This is a genomic window from Allobosea sp. CS1GBMeth4, from assembly GCF_900185715.1.
Classification (GTDB): Bacteria; Pseudomonadota; Alphaproteobacteria; order Rhizobiales; family Beijerinckiaceae; genus Allobosea.
On the sequence record NZ_FYAS01000007.1, the window covers coordinates 14,584 to 32,160 of the forward strand.

20 protein-coding genes and 1 pseudogene are annotated in these 17,577 nt (G+C 65.7%); 14 read left to right on the forward strand and 7 right to left on the reverse strand.

Going from position 1 to position 17,577, the window contains the following annotated elements; genetic code table 11:
* Window positions 1–25: 25 nt before the first annotated feature.
* Both CS1GBM4_RS03400 and CS1GBM4_RS03405 read right to left on the reverse strand, forming a co-directional pair.
* On the reverse strand, window positions 26–289 hold the full coding sequence (locus CS1GBM4_RS03400; RefSeq protein ID WP_186417289.1) for a DUF1488 family protein: 264 nt from the start codon (window positions 287–289) through the stop codon (window positions 26–28).
* A 132-nt stretch (window positions 290–421) separates the two neighbouring features.
* Window positions 422–775, reverse strand: a complete 354-nt coding sequence (locus CS1GBM4_RS03405; protein ID WP_186417290.1) for a hypothetical protein — start codon at window positions 773–775, stop codon at window positions 422–424.
* 262 nt (window positions 776–1,037) lie between these two features.
* Here CS1GBM4_RS03405 and CS1GBM4_RS03410 point away from each other — a divergent pair, with 262 nt between their 5' ends.
* Window positions 1,038–1,745, forward strand: coding sequence for a hemolysin III family protein (locus CS1GBM4_RS03410; RefSeq protein ID WP_244607025.1), 708 nt, complete (start codon window positions 1,038–1,040; stop codon window positions 1,743–1,745).
* A 27-nt stretch (window positions 1,746–1,772) separates the two neighbouring features.
* On the opposite strand, the gene CS1GBM4_RS03415 is transcribed toward CS1GBM4_RS03410, so the two are convergent.
* On the reverse strand, window positions 1,773–2,048 hold the full coding sequence (locus CS1GBM4_RS03415; protein WP_186417291.1) for a hypothetical protein: 276 nt from the start codon (window positions 2,046–2,048) through the stop codon (window positions 1,773–1,775).
* Window positions 2,049–3,109: 1,061 nt separating this feature from the next.
* Complete coding sequence (locus CS1GBM4_RS03420; RefSeq protein ID WP_186417292.1) at window positions 3,110–3,550, reverse strand: MucR family transcriptional regulator; 441 nt, start codon at window positions 3,548–3,550, stop codon at window positions 3,110–3,112.
* 465 nt (window positions 3,551–4,015) lie between these two features.
* Between CS1GBM4_RS03420 and CS1GBM4_RS03425 the strand changes: the two genes are divergently transcribed.
* Window positions 4,016–4,225: a cold-shock protein gene (locus CS1GBM4_RS03425; protein WP_186417293.1), complete on the forward strand. Its 210-nt coding sequence runs from the start codon at window positions 4,016–4,018 to the stop codon at window positions 4,223–4,225.
* A gap of 134 nt (window positions 4,226–4,359) precedes the next feature.
* Complete coding sequence (locus CS1GBM4_RS03430) at window positions 4,360–4,569, forward strand: hypothetical protein (RefSeq protein WP_186417294.1); 210 nt, start codon at window positions 4,360–4,362, stop codon at window positions 4,567–4,569.
* A gap of 2 nt (window positions 4,570–4,571) precedes the next feature.
* On the opposite strand, the pseudogene CS1GBM4_RS03435 reads toward CS1GBM4_RS03430, so the two are convergent.
* A pseudogene (locus CS1GBM4_RS03435) lies at window positions 4,572–5,043 on the reverse strand (tyrosine-type recombinase/integrase).
* 84 nt (window positions 5,044–5,127) lie between these two features.
* Window positions 5,128–5,484, reverse strand: coding sequence for a helix-turn-helix domain-containing protein (locus CS1GBM4_RS03440; RefSeq protein ID WP_186417295.1), 357 nt, complete (start codon window positions 5,482–5,484; stop codon window positions 5,128–5,130).
* Between the two features lie 88 nt (window positions 5,485–5,572).
* Between CS1GBM4_RS03440 and CS1GBM4_RS03445 the strand changes: the two genes are divergently transcribed.
* From CS1GBM4_RS03445 to CS1GBM4_RS03495, 11 genes are all read left to right on the forward strand, one after another.
* On the forward strand, window positions 5,573–6,226 hold the full coding sequence (locus CS1GBM4_RS03445; protein WP_186417296.1) for a hydrolase: 654 nt from the start codon (window positions 5,573–5,575) through the stop codon (window positions 6,224–6,226).
* A 3-nt stretch (window positions 6,227–6,229) separates the two neighbouring features.
* Entirely contained in the window at window positions 6,230–7,066 is an 837-nt protein-coding gene (locus tag CS1GBM4_RS03450; RefSeq protein WP_186417297.1) for an alpha/beta hydrolase, read from the forward strand.
* A gap of 54 nt (window positions 7,067–7,120) precedes the next feature.
* Entirely contained in the window at window positions 7,121–7,405 is a 285-nt protein-coding gene (locus CS1GBM4_RS03455) for a XapX domain-containing protein (RefSeq protein ID WP_186417298.1), read from the forward strand.
* Window positions 7,406–7,509: 104 nt separating this feature from the next.
* Window positions 7,510–9,372: an amidohydrolase gene (locus CS1GBM4_RS03460; protein WP_244607026.1), complete on the forward strand. Its 1,863-nt coding sequence runs from the start codon at window positions 7,510–7,512 to the stop codon at window positions 9,370–9,372.
* Window positions 9,373–9,390: 18 nt separating this feature from the next.
* Complete coding sequence (locus CS1GBM4_RS03465; RefSeq protein ID WP_186417300.1) at window positions 9,391–9,840, forward strand: DoxX family protein; 450 nt, start codon at window positions 9,391–9,393, stop codon at window positions 9,838–9,840.
* A complete protein-coding gene (locus CS1GBM4_RS03470) occupies window positions 9,837–11,480 on the forward strand; it encodes an MFS transporter (RefSeq protein WP_186417301.1) in 1,644 nt (547 codons plus the stop codon). The genes CS1GBM4_RS03465 and CS1GBM4_RS03470 overlap by 4 nt, the downstream gene beginning before the upstream one ends.
* Before the next feature lie 175 nt (window positions 11,481–11,655).
* Window positions 11,656–12,798, forward strand: coding sequence for a threonine synthase (gene thrC, locus CS1GBM4_RS03475; protein WP_186417302.1), 1,143 nt, complete (start codon window positions 11,656–11,658; stop codon window positions 12,796–12,798).
* Between the two features lie 125 nt (window positions 12,799–12,923).
* On the forward strand, window positions 12,924–13,859 hold the full coding sequence (locus CS1GBM4_RS03480) for a transporter substrate-binding domain-containing protein (RefSeq protein WP_186417303.1): 936 nt from the start codon (window positions 12,924–12,926) through the stop codon (window positions 13,857–13,859).
* A gap of 82 nt (window positions 13,860–13,941) precedes the next feature.
* Window positions 13,942–14,607 (forward strand): amino acid ABC transporter permease, encoded by a 666-nt coding sequence (locus CS1GBM4_RS03485; RefSeq protein WP_186417557.1) that lies wholly within the window; start codon window positions 13,942–13,944, stop codon window positions 14,605–14,607.
* A gap of 9 nt (window positions 14,608–14,616) precedes the next feature.
* On the forward strand, window positions 14,617–15,294 hold the full coding sequence (locus tag CS1GBM4_RS03490; RefSeq protein ID WP_210201521.1) for an amino acid ABC transporter permease: 678 nt from the start codon (window positions 14,617–14,619) through the stop codon (window positions 15,292–15,294).
* Window positions 15,295–15,377: 83 nt separating this feature from the next.
* Window positions 15,378–16,160: an amino acid ABC transporter ATP-binding protein gene (locus CS1GBM4_RS03495; protein ID WP_244607027.1), complete on the forward strand. Its 783-nt coding sequence runs from the start codon at window positions 15,378–15,380 to the stop codon at window positions 16,158–16,160.
* Between the two features lie 513 nt (window positions 16,161–16,673).
* On the opposite strand, the gene CS1GBM4_RS03500 is transcribed toward CS1GBM4_RS03495, so the two are convergent.
* Window positions 16,674–17,576: a LysR family transcriptional regulator gene (locus tag CS1GBM4_RS03500; RefSeq protein ID WP_186417304.1), complete on the reverse strand. Its 903-nt coding sequence runs from the start codon at window positions 17,574–17,576 to the stop codon at window positions 16,674–16,676.
* Window position 17,577: the final 1 nt, after the last annotated feature.

A 17,577-nucleotide genomic window follows, 5' to 3' on the forward strand; every position in this document is an offset into this window, starting at 1 on the left:
AGTCGGGAGACAAGCTCAAGCACGACTAGAAGTCGGAAGCCGTCAAGCGATGGTAGCTCTGGCGCTTGCGGGAGTAGGCTGCGCCAGCAGCCTTCCGGATGGTAGCGAGATGCCCGTCATAGGCCCTCAGCGTCGACCCTTCGTCCGTGCCGGCTGAAGGGTCGATGCTGCGCAGCGCCGCGAGTTCGACCTCGAATGCGATCTCCAGGGCGGAATCGGAGCCCCAGAAGCAGACGCAGTCCCGTGCGGTATCATATCGCCGGATTGGATTGGGGAAGTCGAGGCTCATCGGATCATCCTCCCGTGGCGATCAGGTTCACGCCTATCCTCGACACGCTCGGACATTGGCCGCGCGACGCCGAGAACACGTCGCACGGCAAGGCGCGTAGCGGTCGCAGTGCCGTGCGACCAACGAAACCTCTCAGCTTTTCGGAACGCCGAGGGCTGCCGCGCAGGCCTTGGCCACGTCGGAATCGGGCGAGGAGCTGCCCGGCATCGTCGCCCACCCGCCTTTCGCGATGAAATCGCCTTGTTGCCAGGAGCTGATCTTCTTGAATTCGACAAGCTGCTCGGTCGCATTGGCCTGCTGCTGGAACTTCGCCACGCAGATCGGCGAGAGTGCTGCCACAAGAGCAGTGCTCGAACGCGTCCTGGCTTCGCGCTCCGCTGTGCTTTGCGTCACCCAGCCGCCCCAGGTGAAGCCGATAATCGCAAGGGCAATGGCCCCGCCGACGGCGCCCCAGGCGGCCGGCTTCAGGTCTGCTGGAATTTTCATGATGTTGGGCTTTCCGAACCGGAAGAAAATCTCCCGTGAAACATCATATCACGTTTTGGGTGAGCTTGATCGCCTTTTTTAATACGGGCGTTTTATTTTCCTGCCGAAATCCCGCGATTGAAAACGAACGAGCCATAAGCCGATTTATGCTTTGGCGCCACATGCTCCAGAGAACTCGCGAAAGCTCGCCGGATATCGCTTGGCGCTCTTTCCTTGGCTACCTCATATCCTTGGCGGGTGTGCTTGCTATCCACGCCGGCCCGTGACGGGTACAAGCGACATTGGCGCGACTGGGAAAGGGCCTGAATTGCACCGACCGACACAAGGCCGCTTCCACTTCGATCGCGCCGAGCTTTGGGCCGATGGCCTGATCCATGCCCTCGGGATCGTGCTTGGGCTCGGCGCGGTCGCCTATCTGATCGTGCGCGTCGTCGCAGCGGCCCCGATGACCGCCGTGATCCCGGTTGCGATCTACAGCTCCGCGCTGATCGCGGTCCTCGTCATCTCCGCCGTCTACAACCTGTTACCGGTTTCCCCGGTGAAGTGGCTGATCCGGCGCTTCGACCATTCGGCGATCTACGTCCTGATCGCGGGAACCTACACGCCCTTCCTCGCGAGAATGGGCGAGAACTTCGTGGCGCACGTCCTTCTCGCCGTCGTCTGGACCGCATCGGCCGTTGGGGTTCTGCTCAAGATCGCCTTGCCAGGCCGATACGACCGCGTTTCAATCGTGCTCTATCTTTTGATCGGCTGGAGCGGCGTCTTTGCCTGGGAGAGCATCGCGCAGCTTCCCCGCCTCGCCTTGTGGCTGATCGTGACGGGCGGTCTTCTCTACACGCTGGGCGTGGTCTTCCACGTCTGGCAGACGCTTCCCTTCCAGAATGCCATCTGGCACGCCTTCGTGCTCGTCGCTTCCGGCTGCTTCTATGGCGCCGTTTTCCAGGCCTATGCGCTCACGCCGACGGCGTGAGTTGTCCGCGCAGTGGGCGAGCGCCAACTACTTCTCCTTAGGCGAAAGACGATCGAGAGCGTTGGTGATCGCGTTATGCGGACTTGGCGGCCTTTGCTGCCAATTGGCCTGCCGGCTCGCTCCTCGAATTTGCAACTCGCCAATGACCCGCTCGCGGTCATCGGCCCCTTTCACGCGGTACTGTGGTTCGCCGCCGACGACAAATGGCAGCTGGCGCGTGACGACATAAACCCCAACTGCATCGGTGTCGTAAAAGCCAGAAGCGAGGCTCACACGATCTCCAGCCGCATAACGATGTTCCATGGTTGCTCCTTCGTGCTTTCAGCCTCAGAAGCTGAGCTGCATGCTAGCACGATGCTGCGGTTCGCAGGAAAAATTCGGCTGGATCAGTCGGCCCTGGCGTCGGGCGCGGTGGACGGGATCCGCGACAGCCGCCGATTTTGAAAGGAGCCGAGCTTTGCAAGAGCAGCCTGCTCACGGAAATTTCGTACGTCTCGGCCATTCGGCGCTGCCATGGTCAAGTGACATGGACGCGCCTCTTTATTCCGCTAGGGTCAGCCCCGCATTGTCTCCATGCCGCTTATGGAAATGACCTCGCGGCGCATGTTGATGCCGCCCAGGCGGAGACCTGTCATGCACACTGGTAAAGGCTCGCTGATCCTCGAAGATGGACGCGAACTCCTGCTCAATTTTTAGTTCGGCAGCGATTTGGACGAGGTGAGGTCGGGGAATCTATATTTTCACAACTCGGTCCTCGATCCCGCTTCCTACGGCGATCGAATGGACCTCATCTGCGAGGACGGCACAGCTGTTCAGTTCGTGGTCGTCCACTTCAGCGACCGATAGCTCGCAATATCCGGACGCAGGATGCGTCGGGCTGCCTGACGACAGGTCCATCGGAACTTAATGCCTGTCCCTTCGTTGCTCCATGTTCGGCGGAGGTCTCGATGGCGCATATGTTCACGGTCTGCCGTACCGCTCAAGGGTGGGCCGTCCGTGACGCTACGGGGGCACTCTACGGCATCAGCGCGGATTTGACGGCAACATGCGGTGCGGCTGATCGGATGGCGCACCGCATCGGGGGAAGCGTCGTTGTGACAGAGGATGCGAAAGCGCAGCTGTCCTCGATCGGGTTTGCCCATCGCTACCCCGTCGTCGGAAGGGAGCTCACTTAGAACCGCCGGGTCGGCTCGGCTGAGATGAGTGCAATCCGCTTCCGGCCCTTGGCTGACCTTACGCCCCAGCTCTCTCGGCCTTCCGCTTCGCCGCCTCGGCATCTTGGCAGCGGCCGCAGGCGGTTTGGGTGCTGAGAATGGTCAGCGGTCCGGATGGTCGACCCGGTCCAATCACAATATCGGTGTGCCTCACCGAGGGCTGTTGCGCTCCTTCGGAGGAACACTCTGTCCCTGCTTGCGCCCAAGCCCTAGCGTCCTGGCCATCTGCGAGCGCTGTTCGGTATAGTTCGGCGCGACCATGGGGTAGTCCGCCGGCAGACCCCATTTGGCGCGATATTCTTCCGGCGACATATTGTAGGCCGTGCGCAGATGCCGCTTCAGCGACTTGAACGGCTTGCCGTCCTCGAGGCTGTAGATCGCATCGGGCGTGACAGATTTCCGGATCGGAACGGCGGGGACTGGCTTTCCGATCGGAGCTGCCGGCCCAAGCTCCATTCCCAGGCCGAGCAAGGCGGCGTGTGTCCTCTCGATCAGGCCGGCGAGATCGGCTTGCGGAACGCGGTTATGCCGGACATAGGCCGATACGACCATCGTCGCGAGGCCGAGCAGTTCCTTGGCTTTATCGGACATTGCGTTTCCTGTTCAGGGAGGCGCCTTCGTACGAGCGCCGTGCCATTGGAAGGCAAGCTTGCCCCTCCCCGAGACAGCCTCGCTGTTCCCTGGAGTCACATCCAAGCGCAGGCACTGACCGGGCATCACGCGGAAAAGCCCGCCTATGCTGAAGTGGAGCCTCGCCTCGTTCCTGGCTCGGCCGGCGAGCTCCGATAGGTGCCTTTTTCGGGCTATTCGGTCAAATAAATATTGCGGTCTGGAATGAATTTCCCAGAGATTCAATGGCTCTCACCAGCGTGACATAATTGAGTCATTGACATTGGCGAGGATTTGGCTATATAAGTTCCGTCGATATTGCTTGGGCGGCCCTAGTTATTTTCGCGTTTCGGCGCGGCTCTGATGAATCCCTCCTTTCGAAATCGTTCTGAATTCGCCGAGCATCCGTTCGGCGAACGACAGGTCTTGCCATAAGGAGGGTTCATTATGACCACCGGCACAGTGAAATGGTTCAACTCGACCAAGGGCTTCGGCTTCATCCAGCCTGACGACGGCAGCCAGGACGTGTTCGTCCACATCTCCGCCGTCGAGCGCGCCGGCATGCGCGACCTGCGCGAAGGCCAGAAGATCGGCTTTGAGGTCGCACGCGACAACAGGTCCGGCAAAATGGCTGCGGAGCAGCTTCAGGCCGCGTGATCTGACGGTCTTCACGACAATGACCACGGATGTACTGGCATTGTCGACAGACAGGTCACTCGAGAAAAGGCCAGGCTTCTGCCTGGCCTTTTTTATTGCCGCTGGCGACAGCGAGAACCAGAGCGGAGACGGACATGGCTGAACATTCGAAGCAGCGCATCGCAGCCGACAATCACTTTCTCAGGATCCAGACGAAATGGCTGGCGCGGAACAGGATCATGTCCGAGAGCGAAAGCATCGCCCTGGCGCGCGATGCGAACACGGCAAGGCTGAAGCAACTGCGTCTGGAAAAGGACGCACGCGACCGGGAGTCCAGCGCGACGGGCAGCCGTCGCGCTGGTTAGTGCTACAAGTCCGTCTGCTCAGGCAGGAGCAGAGCATCATCGACTTCGATGCCGAGGTATCGGACGGTGCTTTCGAGCTTGGAGTGCCCAAGCAGCAACTGGCAGGCGCGAAGGTTGCCGGTGCGCTTGTAGATCAAGGCGACTTTCGTACGCCGGAGGCTGTGTGTCCCATAGAGTGCAGGATCGAGGCCGATCAGGCCAACCCAGCCGTTGAGCAGGCGGCCATATTGCCGGGTCGTCACATGGTCGCCGGTCGGCTGCGGCTAGGGAAGAGCCAATCGCCAGTTGCCGCCGGTCGTCTCCTGAGCCAGGCCGTCAGCGCTTCGCGGGTCGGATCGGTCAGTTCGAATGGCACCGGCCGGTTTTCTGCTGGATGATCGACGTTCTCAACCTTACGGTTCCGCCAAGCACGACATCGCCCACTGTAACCACAACCCCGTCAAACTCTCGGTTCTTGGCCTGCTGCACCGTCATTTGCCCGCCCGGTTGCTACAAAGGGCACCGCTTTGGCGCGTCATCTCCGCAACCTCGTCCAGCGCAACCGCATCCTTCATTCGCTCAGGCTGGCGGCTGAGGCCGCCGGTCCGGCCGACGCAGCAAGGCTTCGCTGCGCGCGAGCGCTGCGTCGACCTCGCGTCCCTGTGCCGTCAGGGCGTATTCGACATGGCGCACACGCTCACTCAGATCGCGACGCTCGACATAGCCGGCCGCCTCGAGCGCCTTCAATCTCGCTGACAGGACGCGGGCGGAGATGCCTGACGGCAACTGGCGTCGCAGGGCGCCAAAGCGCAGCGTCCCATGGCGAGCGAGCGCAAACACGACGTGGCTCATCCATTCCTGAGCGAAGAATTTCAGCAGAGGATCGGCAAGACACCCATCTTCTCCGATTGACTGAATCTGAACTTCGTTCTGCATGGACCGAGGTAGTATCCCGTCTGTAACTAATGGTCATTGCCGTGATGCGGCGCTAGCGTCTCCGCAATTCTAACCGGAGACCCCGCCCGTGTCCCACGCCAAAGCCGCTCCCGGCAAAGCCCTGCTGACGCCGCAGGATCACACGCTCATCCTGATCGACTTCCAGTCGCAGATGTCCTTCGCGACCAGGTCGATCGACGCTGTGACATTGCGCAACAACGCCGCGCTGATCTCGCATGCCGCAGCCGGTTTCGGCGTCTCGACGATCCTGACGACCGTCGCCGAAAAGAGCTTCTCCGGACCGATGTTCAGCGAGATCACCGAGGCCTTTCCGGGCCAGAAGCTGCTCGACCGCACCTCGATGAACACATGGGAGGACGAAGCCGTCATCGCGAAGGTCAACGAGATCGGCAAGCCGCGCGTCGTGCTCGCCGGGCTCTGGACTGGCGTCTGCATCGTCGGGCCGGCGCTCTCGGCGCTGGAGCAGGGCTTCGAGGTCTACGTCATCGCTGATGCCTGCGGCGACGTCTCGGACGAGGCGCATGAGCGCGCCATGGACCGCATGGTCCAGGCCGGGGCGCGACCGATGACGGCGCTGCAATACCTGCTCGAGCTGCAGCGCGACTGGGCTCGCGCCGAGACCTACGACCTCACCACCGGTATCGCCAAGAAGTTCGGCGGCGCCTACGGGCTCGGCATCATCTACGCCAAGACGATGTTCGGCGCACAGGAAGGACACTGAATTATGCCAAGCGTCACCACAAAGGACGGGGTGGAGATCTTCTTCAAGGATTGGGGGCCGAAGGAAGCGCGGCCGATCATGTTCCATCACGGCTGGCCGCTCTCGTCAGACGACTGGGACGGCCAGATGCTGTTCTTCCTGTCCAAGGGCTACCGCGTCGTCGCCCATGACCGCCGCGGCCACGGCCGGTCTGCGCAGGTGAGCGAGGGCCACGACATGGACCATTACGCCGCCGACGCCGCGGCTGTGGCCGAGCATCTCGACCTGCGTGGTGCCGTTCATATCGGCCATTCCACCGGCGGCGGCGAGGTCGCCCGCTACGTCGCCCGGCATGGCGAGCCGCAGGGCCGCGTCGCCAAGGCTGTGCTGGTCAGCGCCGTGCCGCCGATCATGGCGAAGACCGAAACCCACCCGGAAGGTCTGCCGCTCGAGGTCTTCGACGGGCTGCGCACGGCGCTCGCCGACAACCGCGCCCAGTTCTTCCGCGACCTGCCCGCCGGCCCCTTCTACGGTTTCAACAGGCCGGGGGCGAAGGTCTCCGAAGGCGTGGTCCAGAACTGGTGGCGCCAAGGCATGACCGGCGGCGCCAAGGCCCACTACGACGGCATCAAGGCGTTCTCGGAGACTGACCAGACCGAGGATCTCAGGGCCATCAGCGTGCCGACGCTGGTGCTGCATGGCGAGGACGACCAGATCGTGCCGATCGACGCCTCGGCCCGCCTCTCGATCAAGCTGCTCAGGAACGGCACGCTCAAGACCTATCCGGGCTTCTCGCACGGCATGCTCACTGTCAATGCCGACGTGATCAACCCCGACCTGCTCGCCTTCATCGAAGGCTGATCCCCGCGGCGCGGCAGTGCCGCGCCGCCCTCCGCGCCACGACCGGAAGGCCCCATGAAGCTCTATCTCGTCTCGCTCGGCGCCGGCCTGCTGGTCGGCATCGTCTACAGCCTGCTCAACGTGCGCTCGCCGGCGCCACCGGCGATCGCGCTGATCGGCCTGCTCGGCATCCTCGTCGGCGAGCAGATCGTGCCGGTCGCCCGGCGCGTCATCGCCGGCGAGACACTCAGCCTGGGTTGGCTCAGGAGCGAATGCGGCGAGCACGTCTTCGGCGCCTTGCCGTCGCGCGGCGTTGCGACGCCCGCCGATTCCAGCGGATCCGCGAGCTCCCGGTCATGAACCCGACACGCCGGCAAACCACGCTCGGCGGCGCGGCCGGGGCGCTGACGGCGCTCCTCGGGCCGGGCGCCGCCGCCCAGACTTCCACGACAGGACCAGCCGCCATGACCGCCGACCTCATCCTCGTCAACGGCCGCTTCACGACGCTCGACCGATCGAACCCGAACCCCGAGTCCGTCGCCATCGCCGGCGGCCGCTTCGTCGGCGTCGGCGGCGAGCGGGACATGCGTGCGCTCGCCGGTCCCACGACGCAGATCGTCGACCTCGGCAGGCGGCGCGCCGTCCCCGGCCTGATCGACAGCCACATGCACATCATCCGCGGCGGGCTGAACTACAATATGGAGCTGCGCTGGGACGGCGTGCGCTCGCTCGCCCAGGCGATGGAGATGCTGAAGAAGCAGGTCGCGGTGACGCCGCCGCCGCAATGGGTGCGCGTCGTCGGCGGCTTCACCGAGCATCAATTCGCCGAGAAGCGCCTGCCGACGCTGGAGGAGCTCAACGCCGTCGCCCCCGACACACCGGTCTTCATCCTGCATCTCTACGACCGCGCCCTGCTCAACGGCGCGGCCCTGCGCGCCGTCGGCTACACGAAGGACACGCCTGCCCCTCCCGGCGGCGAGATCGTGCGCGATGTCGCCGGCAACCCGACGGGGCTGCTGCTCGCCAAGCCCAACGCCACCATCCTCTACGCGACGCTGGCCAAGGGGCCGAAGCTGCCGCCCGAGTACCAGCTCAACTCCACCCGCCATTTCATGCGCGAGATGAACCGGCTCGGCGTCACCACCGTGATCGACGCCGGCGGCGGCTTCCAGAACTACCCGGACGACTACGCCATCATCGAGAAGCTGCACGCCGATGGCGAGCTGACGCTGCGCATCGCCTACAATCTCTTCACCCAGAAGCCGAAGCAGGAACTCCACGATTTCGAGACCTGGGCGAAGCAGGTCAAGCCCGGCCAGGGCGACGACCTCTACCGTCATAACGGCGCCGGCGAGATGCTGGTCTACACCGCCGCCGATTTCGAGGATTTCCGGGTCGAACAGCCGGAGATGCCGCCATCGATGGAGGACGACCTCGAGCCGGTGGTGCGCCTGCTCGCGCAGAACCGATGGCCCTGGCGTCTGCACGCGACCTATGACGAGACGATCTCGCGCGCCCTCGATGTCTTCGAGAAAGTCGACAAGGACATCCCGCTCCAGGGCCTCAATTGGTTCTTCGACCATTGCGAGACGATCAGCGACCGCAATATCGACCGCATCGCCGCACTCGGCGGCGGCATCGCCGTGCAGCACCGCATGGCCTATCAGGGCGAGGATTTCGTCGAGCGCTACGGCGCCAGGGCGGCCGAGCGCACCCCGCCGGTGGCGCGCATGCTGGAGGCGGGCGTCCCCGTCGGTGCCGGCACCGACGCGACCCGCGTCGCCAGCTACAACCCCTGGGTCTCGCTGGCCTGGCTCGTCACCGGCAAGACGCTGGGTGGCCTCAAGCTCTACCCGCAGCGCAACCTGCTCGATCGAGAGAGCGCTCTGAGACTCTGGACGCAAGCCAATACCTGGTTCTCGACCGAGCAGGGGAAGAAGGGCCAGATCAAGCCGGGCCAGCTCGCCGACCTCGTCGTACTCGACCGCGACTATTTCTCGGTTCCCGAGGACGAGATCCAGGACATCGAGAGCGTGATGACCCTGCTCGGCGGCAAGCCGGTGCACGGCACGGGCGACTATGCCGATCTCGCCCCGCCGCTGCCGCCGGCCATGCCCGACTGGTCGCCGGTGAGGATCTTCGGCGGCTACCGGAAGCGCGCTGTCCAGGACGGCGGCAGCCAATATGCCCTCGCTGCGGGTTGCGGCTGCGCCAGCGCCTGCGGCGTCCATGGCCATGCCCATGCGAGCGCGCTGACGGCCGCCGCGCCGGCTCGCGACGAACGCTCGTTCTGGGGGGCGCTCGGCTGCTCCTGCTGGGCCTTCTGAGAAGGGCAGGAGGCCGCCATGCCGAACGGACCACTCGCCGCGGCCGGGCAGGGCATCGAGCGGCTGCTCGCCCAGCCCTGGCTCGCGCTCCTCGCCCGCATCGCCGTCGCCCTGCCGTTCCTGCTCAGCGGCCTTGCCAAGCTCGGCGATTTCAACGGCGCGATCGCCGAGCTGCGTGGCCTGACCGGGCTCGAGCCGGCCGCTCTCCTTGCGGTGCTCGTCATCGTCACCCAGCTCGCCGGCTCGGCCCTGCTGATCGCGGGCGGCCGCTTCGCCTGGATCGGCGCCGCCGCGCTCGCAGGCTTCACCATCGTGGCGACGCTCTATGCCCACGCCTTCTGGCTGAAGCCCGAGGCCGAGCGTTTCCTGCACCGGAACATCTTCTTCGAGCATGTCTCGATCGTCGGCGGGCTCGCCCTGCTGGCGATCCTCACCGCAGACCCGGCCAGAGCGGGGCGCCCCCGATGACCGAGGCTCCGCACGCCGCCGCACCGAAACCGGCCTCATCGGCCTTCTCGCCGTTGCGGCAGCCGGTCTTCGCCGTGCTCTGGGCGGCGACAATCCTCGGCAATGTCGGCTCCTTCATGCGCGACGTGGCGAGCGCCTGGCTCGTCACGGAGCTCTCCGGCTCGCCCTCGGCGGTCGCGATGGTCCAGGTCGCCGGCACCTTGCCGATCTTCCTGCTGGCGATCCCGGCCGGCGTGCTTTCCGATATCGTCGACCGCAGGAAGCTCCTGATCTTCGTCCAGCTCCTGCTCGCGCTGGTCAGCGCCGCGCTGATGGCGCTCGCCTTCGCCAACCGGCTGAGCGTCGAGATGTTGGTCGGCCTGACCTTCGTCGGCGGCGTCGGTGCCGCGCTGATGGGGCCGACCTGGCAATCGATCGTGCCCGAACTCGTGCCGAAATCCGAGCTGCGCAATGCCGTCGCGCTCAACTCGCTCGGCTTCAACATCGCCCGCTCGATCGGGCCGGCGCTGGGCGGCGCGCTGCTCGTCGGCTTCGGCGCGGCGGCGACCTATGGCGCCGACGTCCTGAGCTATGTCTTCGTCATCGCCGCGCTGGTCTGGTGGCGCCGACCCGCGGGGGCGGATGACGCTCTGCGCGAGCAGTTCGGCGGTGCCTTCCGGGCCGGTCTGCGCTATGCGCGCGCCAGCCGCGAGCTGCATCGGGTCCTGCTGCGCGCCACGCTGTTCTTCATCTGCGCCAGCGCGATCTGGGCCTTGCTCCCGCTCGTCGCACGCCATTTGCTCGGCGGCAGCGCCGGCTTCTACGGCCTGCTGCTGGCAGCGGTCGGGGCTGGGGCGATCATCGGCGCGATCCTGCTTCCCCACATCCGCCTCCGCGCCGACGCTGACGGGATCATGCTCGGCGCCGCCCTCGTCACCTCGGCGATCACCGCAGCCCTGGCCGCCACTCCGCCGCAATGGCTCGCGATCCTGCTGCTGCTCGTCCTTGGCGGTGCCTGGATCGCCGCGCTGACGACGCTCAACGGCACGGTGCAGGCCATCCTGCCGAATTGGGTGCGCGGCCGGGGGCTCGCGATCTACCTGACCGTCTTCAACGGCGCCCTGGCCGTTGGCAGCCTGCTCTGGGGGCTGATTGCCGAGATGCTCGGCGTGCACGGCACCCTGGTCGCGGCGGCGCTCGCGCTCGCCCTCGTCGCTCTTGCGGTCATGCGCTTGCCCCTGCCGAAGGGTGAGGCCGACCTCACGCCCTCTTCGCATTGGCCGGAGCCGGCGCTGGCCGAGCCGGTCGAGCACGATCGCGGCCCGGTTACGGTGACGATCGAATACCGCATCGCGCGCGAGAACCGTGCCGCCTTCCTCGCCGCCATCGCCCGGCTCGCACCGGAGCGCCGCCGCGACGGCGCCTTCTCCTGGGGAGTCAGCGAGGATGCCGCCGACCCGGAGCGCATCGTGGAATGGTTCATGGTCGAATCCTGGGCCGAGCACCTGCGCCAGCATCGGCGCGTCTCCCAGGCCGATGCCGATATCCAGGCGGAGATGGCGCGCTTCCATAGCGGGCCGGAGGCGCCGGTGGTCCGGCACCTGCTCGGATTGAGCGCGCATGATGATGGCGACTCGGACAGCGCCGGCAACCATTCGTGACGACTGGGTGGCAGGCCGGCAATCGCGGCTGGGCGTCATCCGGATTCAAGGCCGGGTGGCGTTCGATCAGAGAAGTGCCGTCTGAACATCCGGCGGGATCGAGCGCCTTTCCCTTGTTTTCGGGCTATGCTGGCACCGTCGTCCTTTCGAGAAATGGCATGGCCCCGGACTTGCGATGAAACTGCGCTGCGTCGACTGTGCGAAGGCCCACCCGCTGGAGCTGCTCTATCGCTGTCAATCCTGCGGCGGCATCCTCGAGGCTGTCGGCCATGACGGCACGCCCGCGGTTTCACTCGGCGAAACTGTCACGCCGCTCCTGCGCGCAAAAGGGATCGAGGCTTCGCTTCCCGGCTTCTCCGGCGAGATCTGGCTGAAGGACGAGACCCGCAACCCATCCGGCTCGTTCAAGGATCGGCTCGTCGGCGCCGCCATGGGCCGGGCGCTGGCGCTCGGGATCCGCAAGGTCGTGTGCGCCTCCTCCGGCAATGCCGGGGCCGCGACCGCCGCCTATGCGGCGCGCGCCGGCATCCCGGCGGTGATCATCGTGCCGGCCCATACTCCTCTCGGAAAGGTGACGCAGATCGCCGCCTATGGCGCGATTCTGCTGCTGGTCGAAGGGCATTACAGCCGCTCTTATGATCTCGCGCTCGCTCTGGCCGAGCGGCATGGCTTCGCCAATCTGACCACCACCTTCATCAACCCCTATGCCGTCGCCGGTCTCACCGCGGTCGGCACCGAGCTGGTCGAGCAGCTCGGCGGCGCGCCGAGCCATGTGCTGGTTCCGACCGGCAGCGGCCCGCTGGTCAAGGGCGTCTGGCAGGGTGTCGCCGATGCCGGTGGCACGACCAGATTGATCGCCGTTCAGGCAGAGGGTTGCGCACCGATCGTGCAGGCCTTCGCGGCCGGAGCCGGGGAGGTGAGCGCCTGGGGCACGCCGCAGACCATCGCCTCGGGCATCAGCGACCCGCTGATCGGCTATGAGCGCGACGGTACCTATACGCTGAAGCTGGTCCGCGACAGCGGCGGCCTGGCGGTCGCGGTCGGCGACGACGAATTGCGCGAGGCGATGCGGCTGCTCGCCCGCAGCGAAGGCGTCTATGCCGAGCCGACCGGCGCGAGCCCGATCGCGGCGCTGCCGCGGCTGCTGGCACAGGGTGCGCTGCCGCCGGGCTCGCGCGTCGTCTGCATGGTGACGGGGCACGGCTTCAAGGACGGCAAGGTCTATCAGGAGATGCCGGTGCGCACCCACCACGTCGCCGATCCCGCCGACATCGCTGCAGTCGCCGGGCTCTGCGAGGCGGCGCTGGCGGCGGCCTGAGGATCTCCGCGGTTCCGTGGAGGAGGGCGAATTATCCGGCTTTGCACTCGGCACTTTTCTTGCGACGCTCGTCCGGCTGTGGGCTGAAGGCCGCAGGGCACGTGGATCAAAGAGGGGAGTTCGTGATGGGCATTCATGACGACGGAACTTTCGACGGCGCCACGCCCCCCAAGGACGAGGGCCTGACGCTGGAACGCCGCAGCCTGTTCGGCCTCGGCCTCGCCGGCGCCGCGATCGGCGCAGCCGCAGGCGGGCTGCTCACCCCTGCCTCCGCCCAGGCCCAGACGGTGGCCAAGAGCAAGCTCTATACGATCAAGGAACGCGGCAAGCTGATCGTCGGCACCGGTAGCACCAACCCGCCCTGGCATTTCCAGGACGCCAGCGGCAAGCTCGTCGGCATGGACATCGATCTCGCCCGGCTGCTCGCCAAGGGCCTGTTCGACGACTACGAGAAGGTCGAGTTCGTCCTGCAGGGCTCCGATGCCCGCATCCCGAGCCTGGTCACCGACAAGGTCGACATCGTCGTGCAATGGATGACGGTGACGCCGGGCCGAGCCCAGCAGGTCGACTTCACCATCCCCTATTATCGCGAGGGCGTCGGCCTGTTGATGCTGGCCCGCGGCGGCAAATACAAGAACTACGAGGAGCTGAAGGCGGCCGGCAAGGAGGTCTCCGTCGGCGGCATGCAGAACGTCTTCCTGGAGGAGTGGATCCACAAGGCGCTGCCGGGAGCCAAGGTCGACGCTTTCGACAGCCCGGACTCGGCGATGCAGGCGCTGAACGCCCGCCGCATCGACGCCTCGATGCAGGACCAGTCGGCCATGCGCTGGCTGATGCAGCAGGCGCCGGGCCGCTTTGTCGATTCCGGCTTTGGTTGGATGCCGAATTCCTATGCCTCGGCAGTGAAGCCCGGCGACCCGACCTGGCTGAACTGGGTCAACACCGCCTATAAGGAGGCGATGACGGGCGTCGATTTCGACTATTTCGCCGCCTCCTACAAGAAGTGGTTCGGCATCGACCTGCCGATCCCCAAGGTCGGCTTCCCGCAGGAGTTCGCCTGATCCCGCATTTCGCTGATGGCAACGTGGCGATGGCGGGCCGTACCTGCGGCCCGCCGCTTTCGGGACCTTCGCGACAGACATGATCGACTATCATTTCGACTGGCCCGTCATCGCACGGAACTGGGACAAGCTCGTCGACGCCCTTGTTCTCGGACTCTGGCTGGCGGTGATCTCGCTGGCGATCGGCTGCGTCATCGGCATCGTCACCGCCTATGCCCGGCTCTCCGGCAAGAAATGGCTTTCGGCTCCCGTCTGGGCCTATGTCGAGTTCATCCGCTGCACACCGCTGCTTCTGCTGATCTTCTTCCTCTATTTCGGCCTGCCCGAATTCGACATCACCTTCCTCGACAAGACCCGGAGCTTCGTGCTCTCGCTGTCGCTCTATGCCGGCGCCTACATGTCCGAGGTCTTCCGCGCCGGCCTCTCCTCGATCCCGAAGCAATATGTCGAGGCGGCCAAGGCGATCGGGCTGCGGCCCTGGCAGCGCCAGGCCTATGTCGTGCTGCCGGTGATGTTCCGGATCACCCTGCCGGCGGTCAGCAACAACCTGATCTCGCTGTTCAAGGACACCTCGCTCGCGGCCGCGATCGCTGTGCCGGAACTGACCTTCGTCGCCCGGCAGATCAACGCCAACACCTTCCGGGTCATGGAGGTCTGGCTCACGGCGAGCGCACTCTACCTCGTCACCGCCTATCTCATCGCGTTCGCGCTGCGCCTGGTCGAGCGCCGCTACGCCTCGATCCGCTAGGAGCCGACGATGGATTTCTCGATGGCTCCGGGCACCTTCCTGTTCGAGGCCTGGCAGGCCCGCGCCTCCCTGCTCTCCGGCCTCGGCGTGACCATGCTGAGCTCGGCGCTGAGCATCGTCATGGCGACGGTCTGCGGCATCCTGATGGGGGTCGCGCTCTCCTATGGCTGGTGGTGGCTGAGGCTGCTGGCCCGGCTCTATGTCGACCTGATGCGCGGCATCCCGGTGCTCGTGCTGATCCTGTTCACCTATTACGGGCTTGCCCTGTTCGGCGTGAACGTCGCCGCCTTCTGGGCCGGCGTCATCGCGCTCGGCGCCTTCGCCACCGCTCACGTCGCCGAGAATTTCCGCGGCGCGGTCGAATCCGTGCCGGCCGGGCAGATGGAGGCGGCGAAGGCGATCGGCCTGACCTTCGGCAAGCGCCTGACCTATGTGATCCTGCCGCAGGCCTTCCGCCGCATGCTGCCGCCTTGGGTGAATACCGGGCTCGAGATCGTCAAGGGCACGACGCTGCTCTCGATCATCGGCGTCGTCGAATTGCTGCTGTCGGTCCAGCAGCAGATGGCACGCAACTACATGATCATCGATTTCTACCTGCTGGCGACGGTGTTCTACCTGATCATCAACTTCACGCTGGCGCAGCTCGGCGCGCTGCTGGAACGCAAGACCTCCTATCTGCGCTATTGAGCATGCGAAAAAGTGGGAACCGGTTTTTCGCGTGAAGCATGCTCCAGGACTCCTGGATTGATCTGAACGGGACGCGACTTACGATGACCGAGACTGCCCTGCTTCAGGCCACCAATGTCCGCAAGCATTTCGGCGAGATCGAAGTGCTGAAGGGCATCGACCTCACCGTCAGGCAGGGGCAGGTCGTCTCGCTGATCGGCGCCTCCGGCTCGGGCAAGACCACCTTCCTGCGCTGCGTCAACCTGCTGGAAGAGCATGATGGTGGCGAGATCCTGCTTGACGGCGACCCGATCGGCTACCGGATGGCGGGGGAGACCCGCAAGCGTCTGAGCGAGACGAAGATCTCGGCCCAGCGCGCCCGCATCGGCATGGTTTTCCAGCAGTTCAACCTGTTTCCGCATCTCACCGCCGGCCAGAACGTCATGCTCGGGCTGACCAAGGTGCAGGGCAAAAGCACGGCCGAGGCACGCGAGATCGCCGATCATTGGCTCGGCCGCGTCGGCCTCGCCGAGCGTCGCGACCACTACCCCTACCAGCTCTCGGGCGGCCAGCAGCAGCGCGTCGCCATTGCGCGCGCCGTCGCCATGCAGCCGCGCCTCCTGTTGTTCGACGAGGTCACCTCGGCGCTCGATCCGGAGCTGGTGGCCGAGGTGCTCGGCGTGATGCAGTCTCTGGCCGAATCCGGCATGACGATGCTGCTGGTCAGCCACGAGATGCTCTTCGTCCGCGAGGTCTCGCACCACGTCCTGTTTCTCGACCAGGGACGGGTCGCGCAGGCCGGCGCCCCTTCCGAAGTGTTCGACAATCCGCAGAGCGAGCGCCTGCGCAGCTTCCTCGGTCGCTTCCACGGGATTTTCAGCCGCTGAAGTCGTATCGTGCTTTGGACCTTCCCTGACGACAACGGATTTGGCTCACCCAGCATGGCTGCGTGCCGAGCCCATGTTCGGCCGCTCGGCGCCCGTTGAAACAGGCGGGGAGGGGGGCGTCGTCAATTCGCTCGCACGCTCGCGCCGCAAGGGCCGAAGCGCACGCTCTTCGCCCCCGATCTGGTGGGTAGCGCGGACGCCATTCTCGCGCCGCTGCGCGCCGACCCCCTCCTGCCCTGTGCGACGGCCTTCGGCTCGAGCTTCCCTGCAATTTCGAGCCGTCGGACTATGAGCCGATTCTCGATGACGTCCTGCGCCTCGTCGCCCCGGAGCTGGGCTGGCGCCGATCGGCCGCAGCAGCTTGGCGGCCTTCGCCTCATGCCCGAACGCCGACGCCGTTGCGGAGCTCGCCGCCGGATGCCCGCCTCTCTTCGTCGATGAGGCCCGCCGCATCACCGCTCGGACTGGCGCTTGCCCCACCGGCATGGAGCGAGCCGGGCACCGGGCCGGTGCTCAGTTCGAGCTCAATCGCCGCAGATCGTCGATCAGGCTCTTCGCGAGCTGGACGGCCGGCGGCGACGGCTCGCGGCTGGCGGGGCTCATCAGCCCGATGCGAAGCGCGTTGACCCCGGGAGACGTCAGCGGGCGCCAGGCGATCTCGCCGTTCTCGATTTCCTTGAGGAAGCCGAGCCGCGTGAAGAAGGCGATGCCGAGCCCCAGTTCGATGCAGACGCGGATCATCTGGATCGAGTTCGACGTGATCTTGGGCTTGAGAAGCGCCTTGAACTGGCTGAAATCCGCGTCGATATCCGCGCCGCGCGGCAGCGGCCCGGCCTGGTCGAGCACGGGATAGGACCGTGCCTCGTCGAAGGTGACGCTCAGGCGGGACGTGAGCGGGTGATCGACCGGCATCACCACGCCGATCGGCGCGGGGACTTCCGCGATGAAATGCACGGCGGCGGGAAGGGGGCTGACGAAGGTCAATCCGATATCCACCGTGCCGTCGCTGACCATCTGGGCGATCTCCGCCGGGGCCACCGCGAGAACCGTGTGGTTGATCGCCGGGAAATCCCGGCCGAAGCGGGCCAGCGCCCGGGGCAGAAAATCGACCAGCAGCGAATCGAGCGCGGCGATCGTGACATGGCCGGAGCGGGCCTCCCGCAGGTCGTCGATCGCGGCGCGCACCCGGCCATAGCCCTCGATGGTCGAGGTGACGTGCTGCAGCAGGAGCGTGCCGGCGACGGTGAGGCGCATGCCGCCGGGCAGCCGGTCGAAGAGGGCGCCGCCGAACTCGTCCTCCAGCTTCAGGATCTGGCGATTGATCGCGCTCGCGGCGACGTTGAGCTGCCCCGCGGCGCGACGGATCGAGCCCAGCCGCGCGACCTCCCGGAAATAGAACAGGGCGGCGGCATGCATC

Bases quoted from the DNA above. Each gene is read 5' to 3' on its own strand.
- CS1GBM4_RS03400 (WP_186417289.1), bottom strand. From the start codon at position 289: ATGAGCCTCGACTTCCCCAATCCAATCCGGCGATATGATACCGCACGG.
- CS1GBM4_RS03460 (WP_244607026.1), top strand. From the start codon at position 7,510: ATGACCGCCGACCTCATCCTCGTCAACGGCCGCTTCACGACGCTCGAC.
- thrC (WP_186417302.1), top strand. From the start codon at position 11,656: ATGAAACTGCGCTGCGTCGACTGTGCGAAGGCCCACCCGCTGGAGCTG.
- CS1GBM4_RS03440 (WP_186417295.1), bottom strand. From the start codon at position 5,484: ATGCAGAACGAAGTTCAGATTCAGTCAATCGGAGAAGATGGGTGTCTT.
- CS1GBM4_RS03430 (WP_186417294.1), top strand. From the start codon at position 4,360: ATGGCTGAACATTCGAAGCAGCGCATCGCAGCCGACAATCACTTTCTC.
- CS1GBM4_RS03420 (WP_186417292.1), bottom strand. From the start codon at position 3,550: ATGTCCGATAAAGCCAAGGAACTGCTCGGCCTCGCGACGATGGTCGTA.
- CS1GBM4_RS03465 (WP_186417300.1), top strand. From the start codon at position 9,391: ATGCCGAACGGACCACTCGCCGCGGCCGGGCAGGGCATCGAGCGGCTG.
- CS1GBM4_RS03415 (WP_186417291.1), bottom strand. From the start codon at position 2,048: ATGGAACATCGTTATGCGGCTGGAGATCGTGTGAGCCTCGCTTCTGGC.
- CS1GBM4_RS03405 (WP_186417290.1), bottom strand. From the start codon at position 775: ATGAAAATTCCAGCAGACCTGAAGCCGGCCGCCTGGGGCGCCGTCGGC.
- CS1GBM4_RS03425 (WP_186417293.1), top strand. From the start codon at position 4,016: ATGACCACCGGCACAGTGAAATGGTTCAACTCGACCAAGGGCTTCGGC.
- CS1GBM4_RS03480 (WP_186417303.1), top strand. From the start codon at position 12,924: ATGGGCATTCATGACGACGGAACTTTCGACGGCGCCACGCCCCCCAAG.
- CS1GBM4_RS03450 (WP_186417297.1), top strand. From the start codon at position 6,230: ATGCCAAGCGTCACCACAAAGGACGGGGTGGAGATCTTCTTCAAGGAT.
- CS1GBM4_RS03495 (WP_244607027.1), top strand. From the start codon at position 15,378: ATGACCGAGACTGCCCTGCTTCAGGCCACCAATGTCCGCAAGCATTTC.
- CS1GBM4_RS03490 (WP_210201521.1), top strand. From the start codon at position 14,617: ATGGATTTCTCGATGGCTCCGGGCACCTTCCTGTTCGAGGCCTGGCAG.
- CS1GBM4_RS03455 (WP_186417298.1), top strand. From the start codon at position 7,121: ATGAAGCTCTATCTCGTCTCGCTCGGCGCCGGCCTGCTGGTCGGCATC.
- CS1GBM4_RS03500 (WP_186417304.1), bottom strand. From the start codon at position 17,576: ATGCATGCCGCCGCCCTGTTCTATTTCCGGGAGGTCGCGCGGCTGGGC.
- CS1GBM4_RS03470 (WP_186417301.1), top strand. From the start codon at position 9,837: ATGACCGAGGCTCCGCACGCCGCCGCACCGAAACCGGCCTCATCGGCC.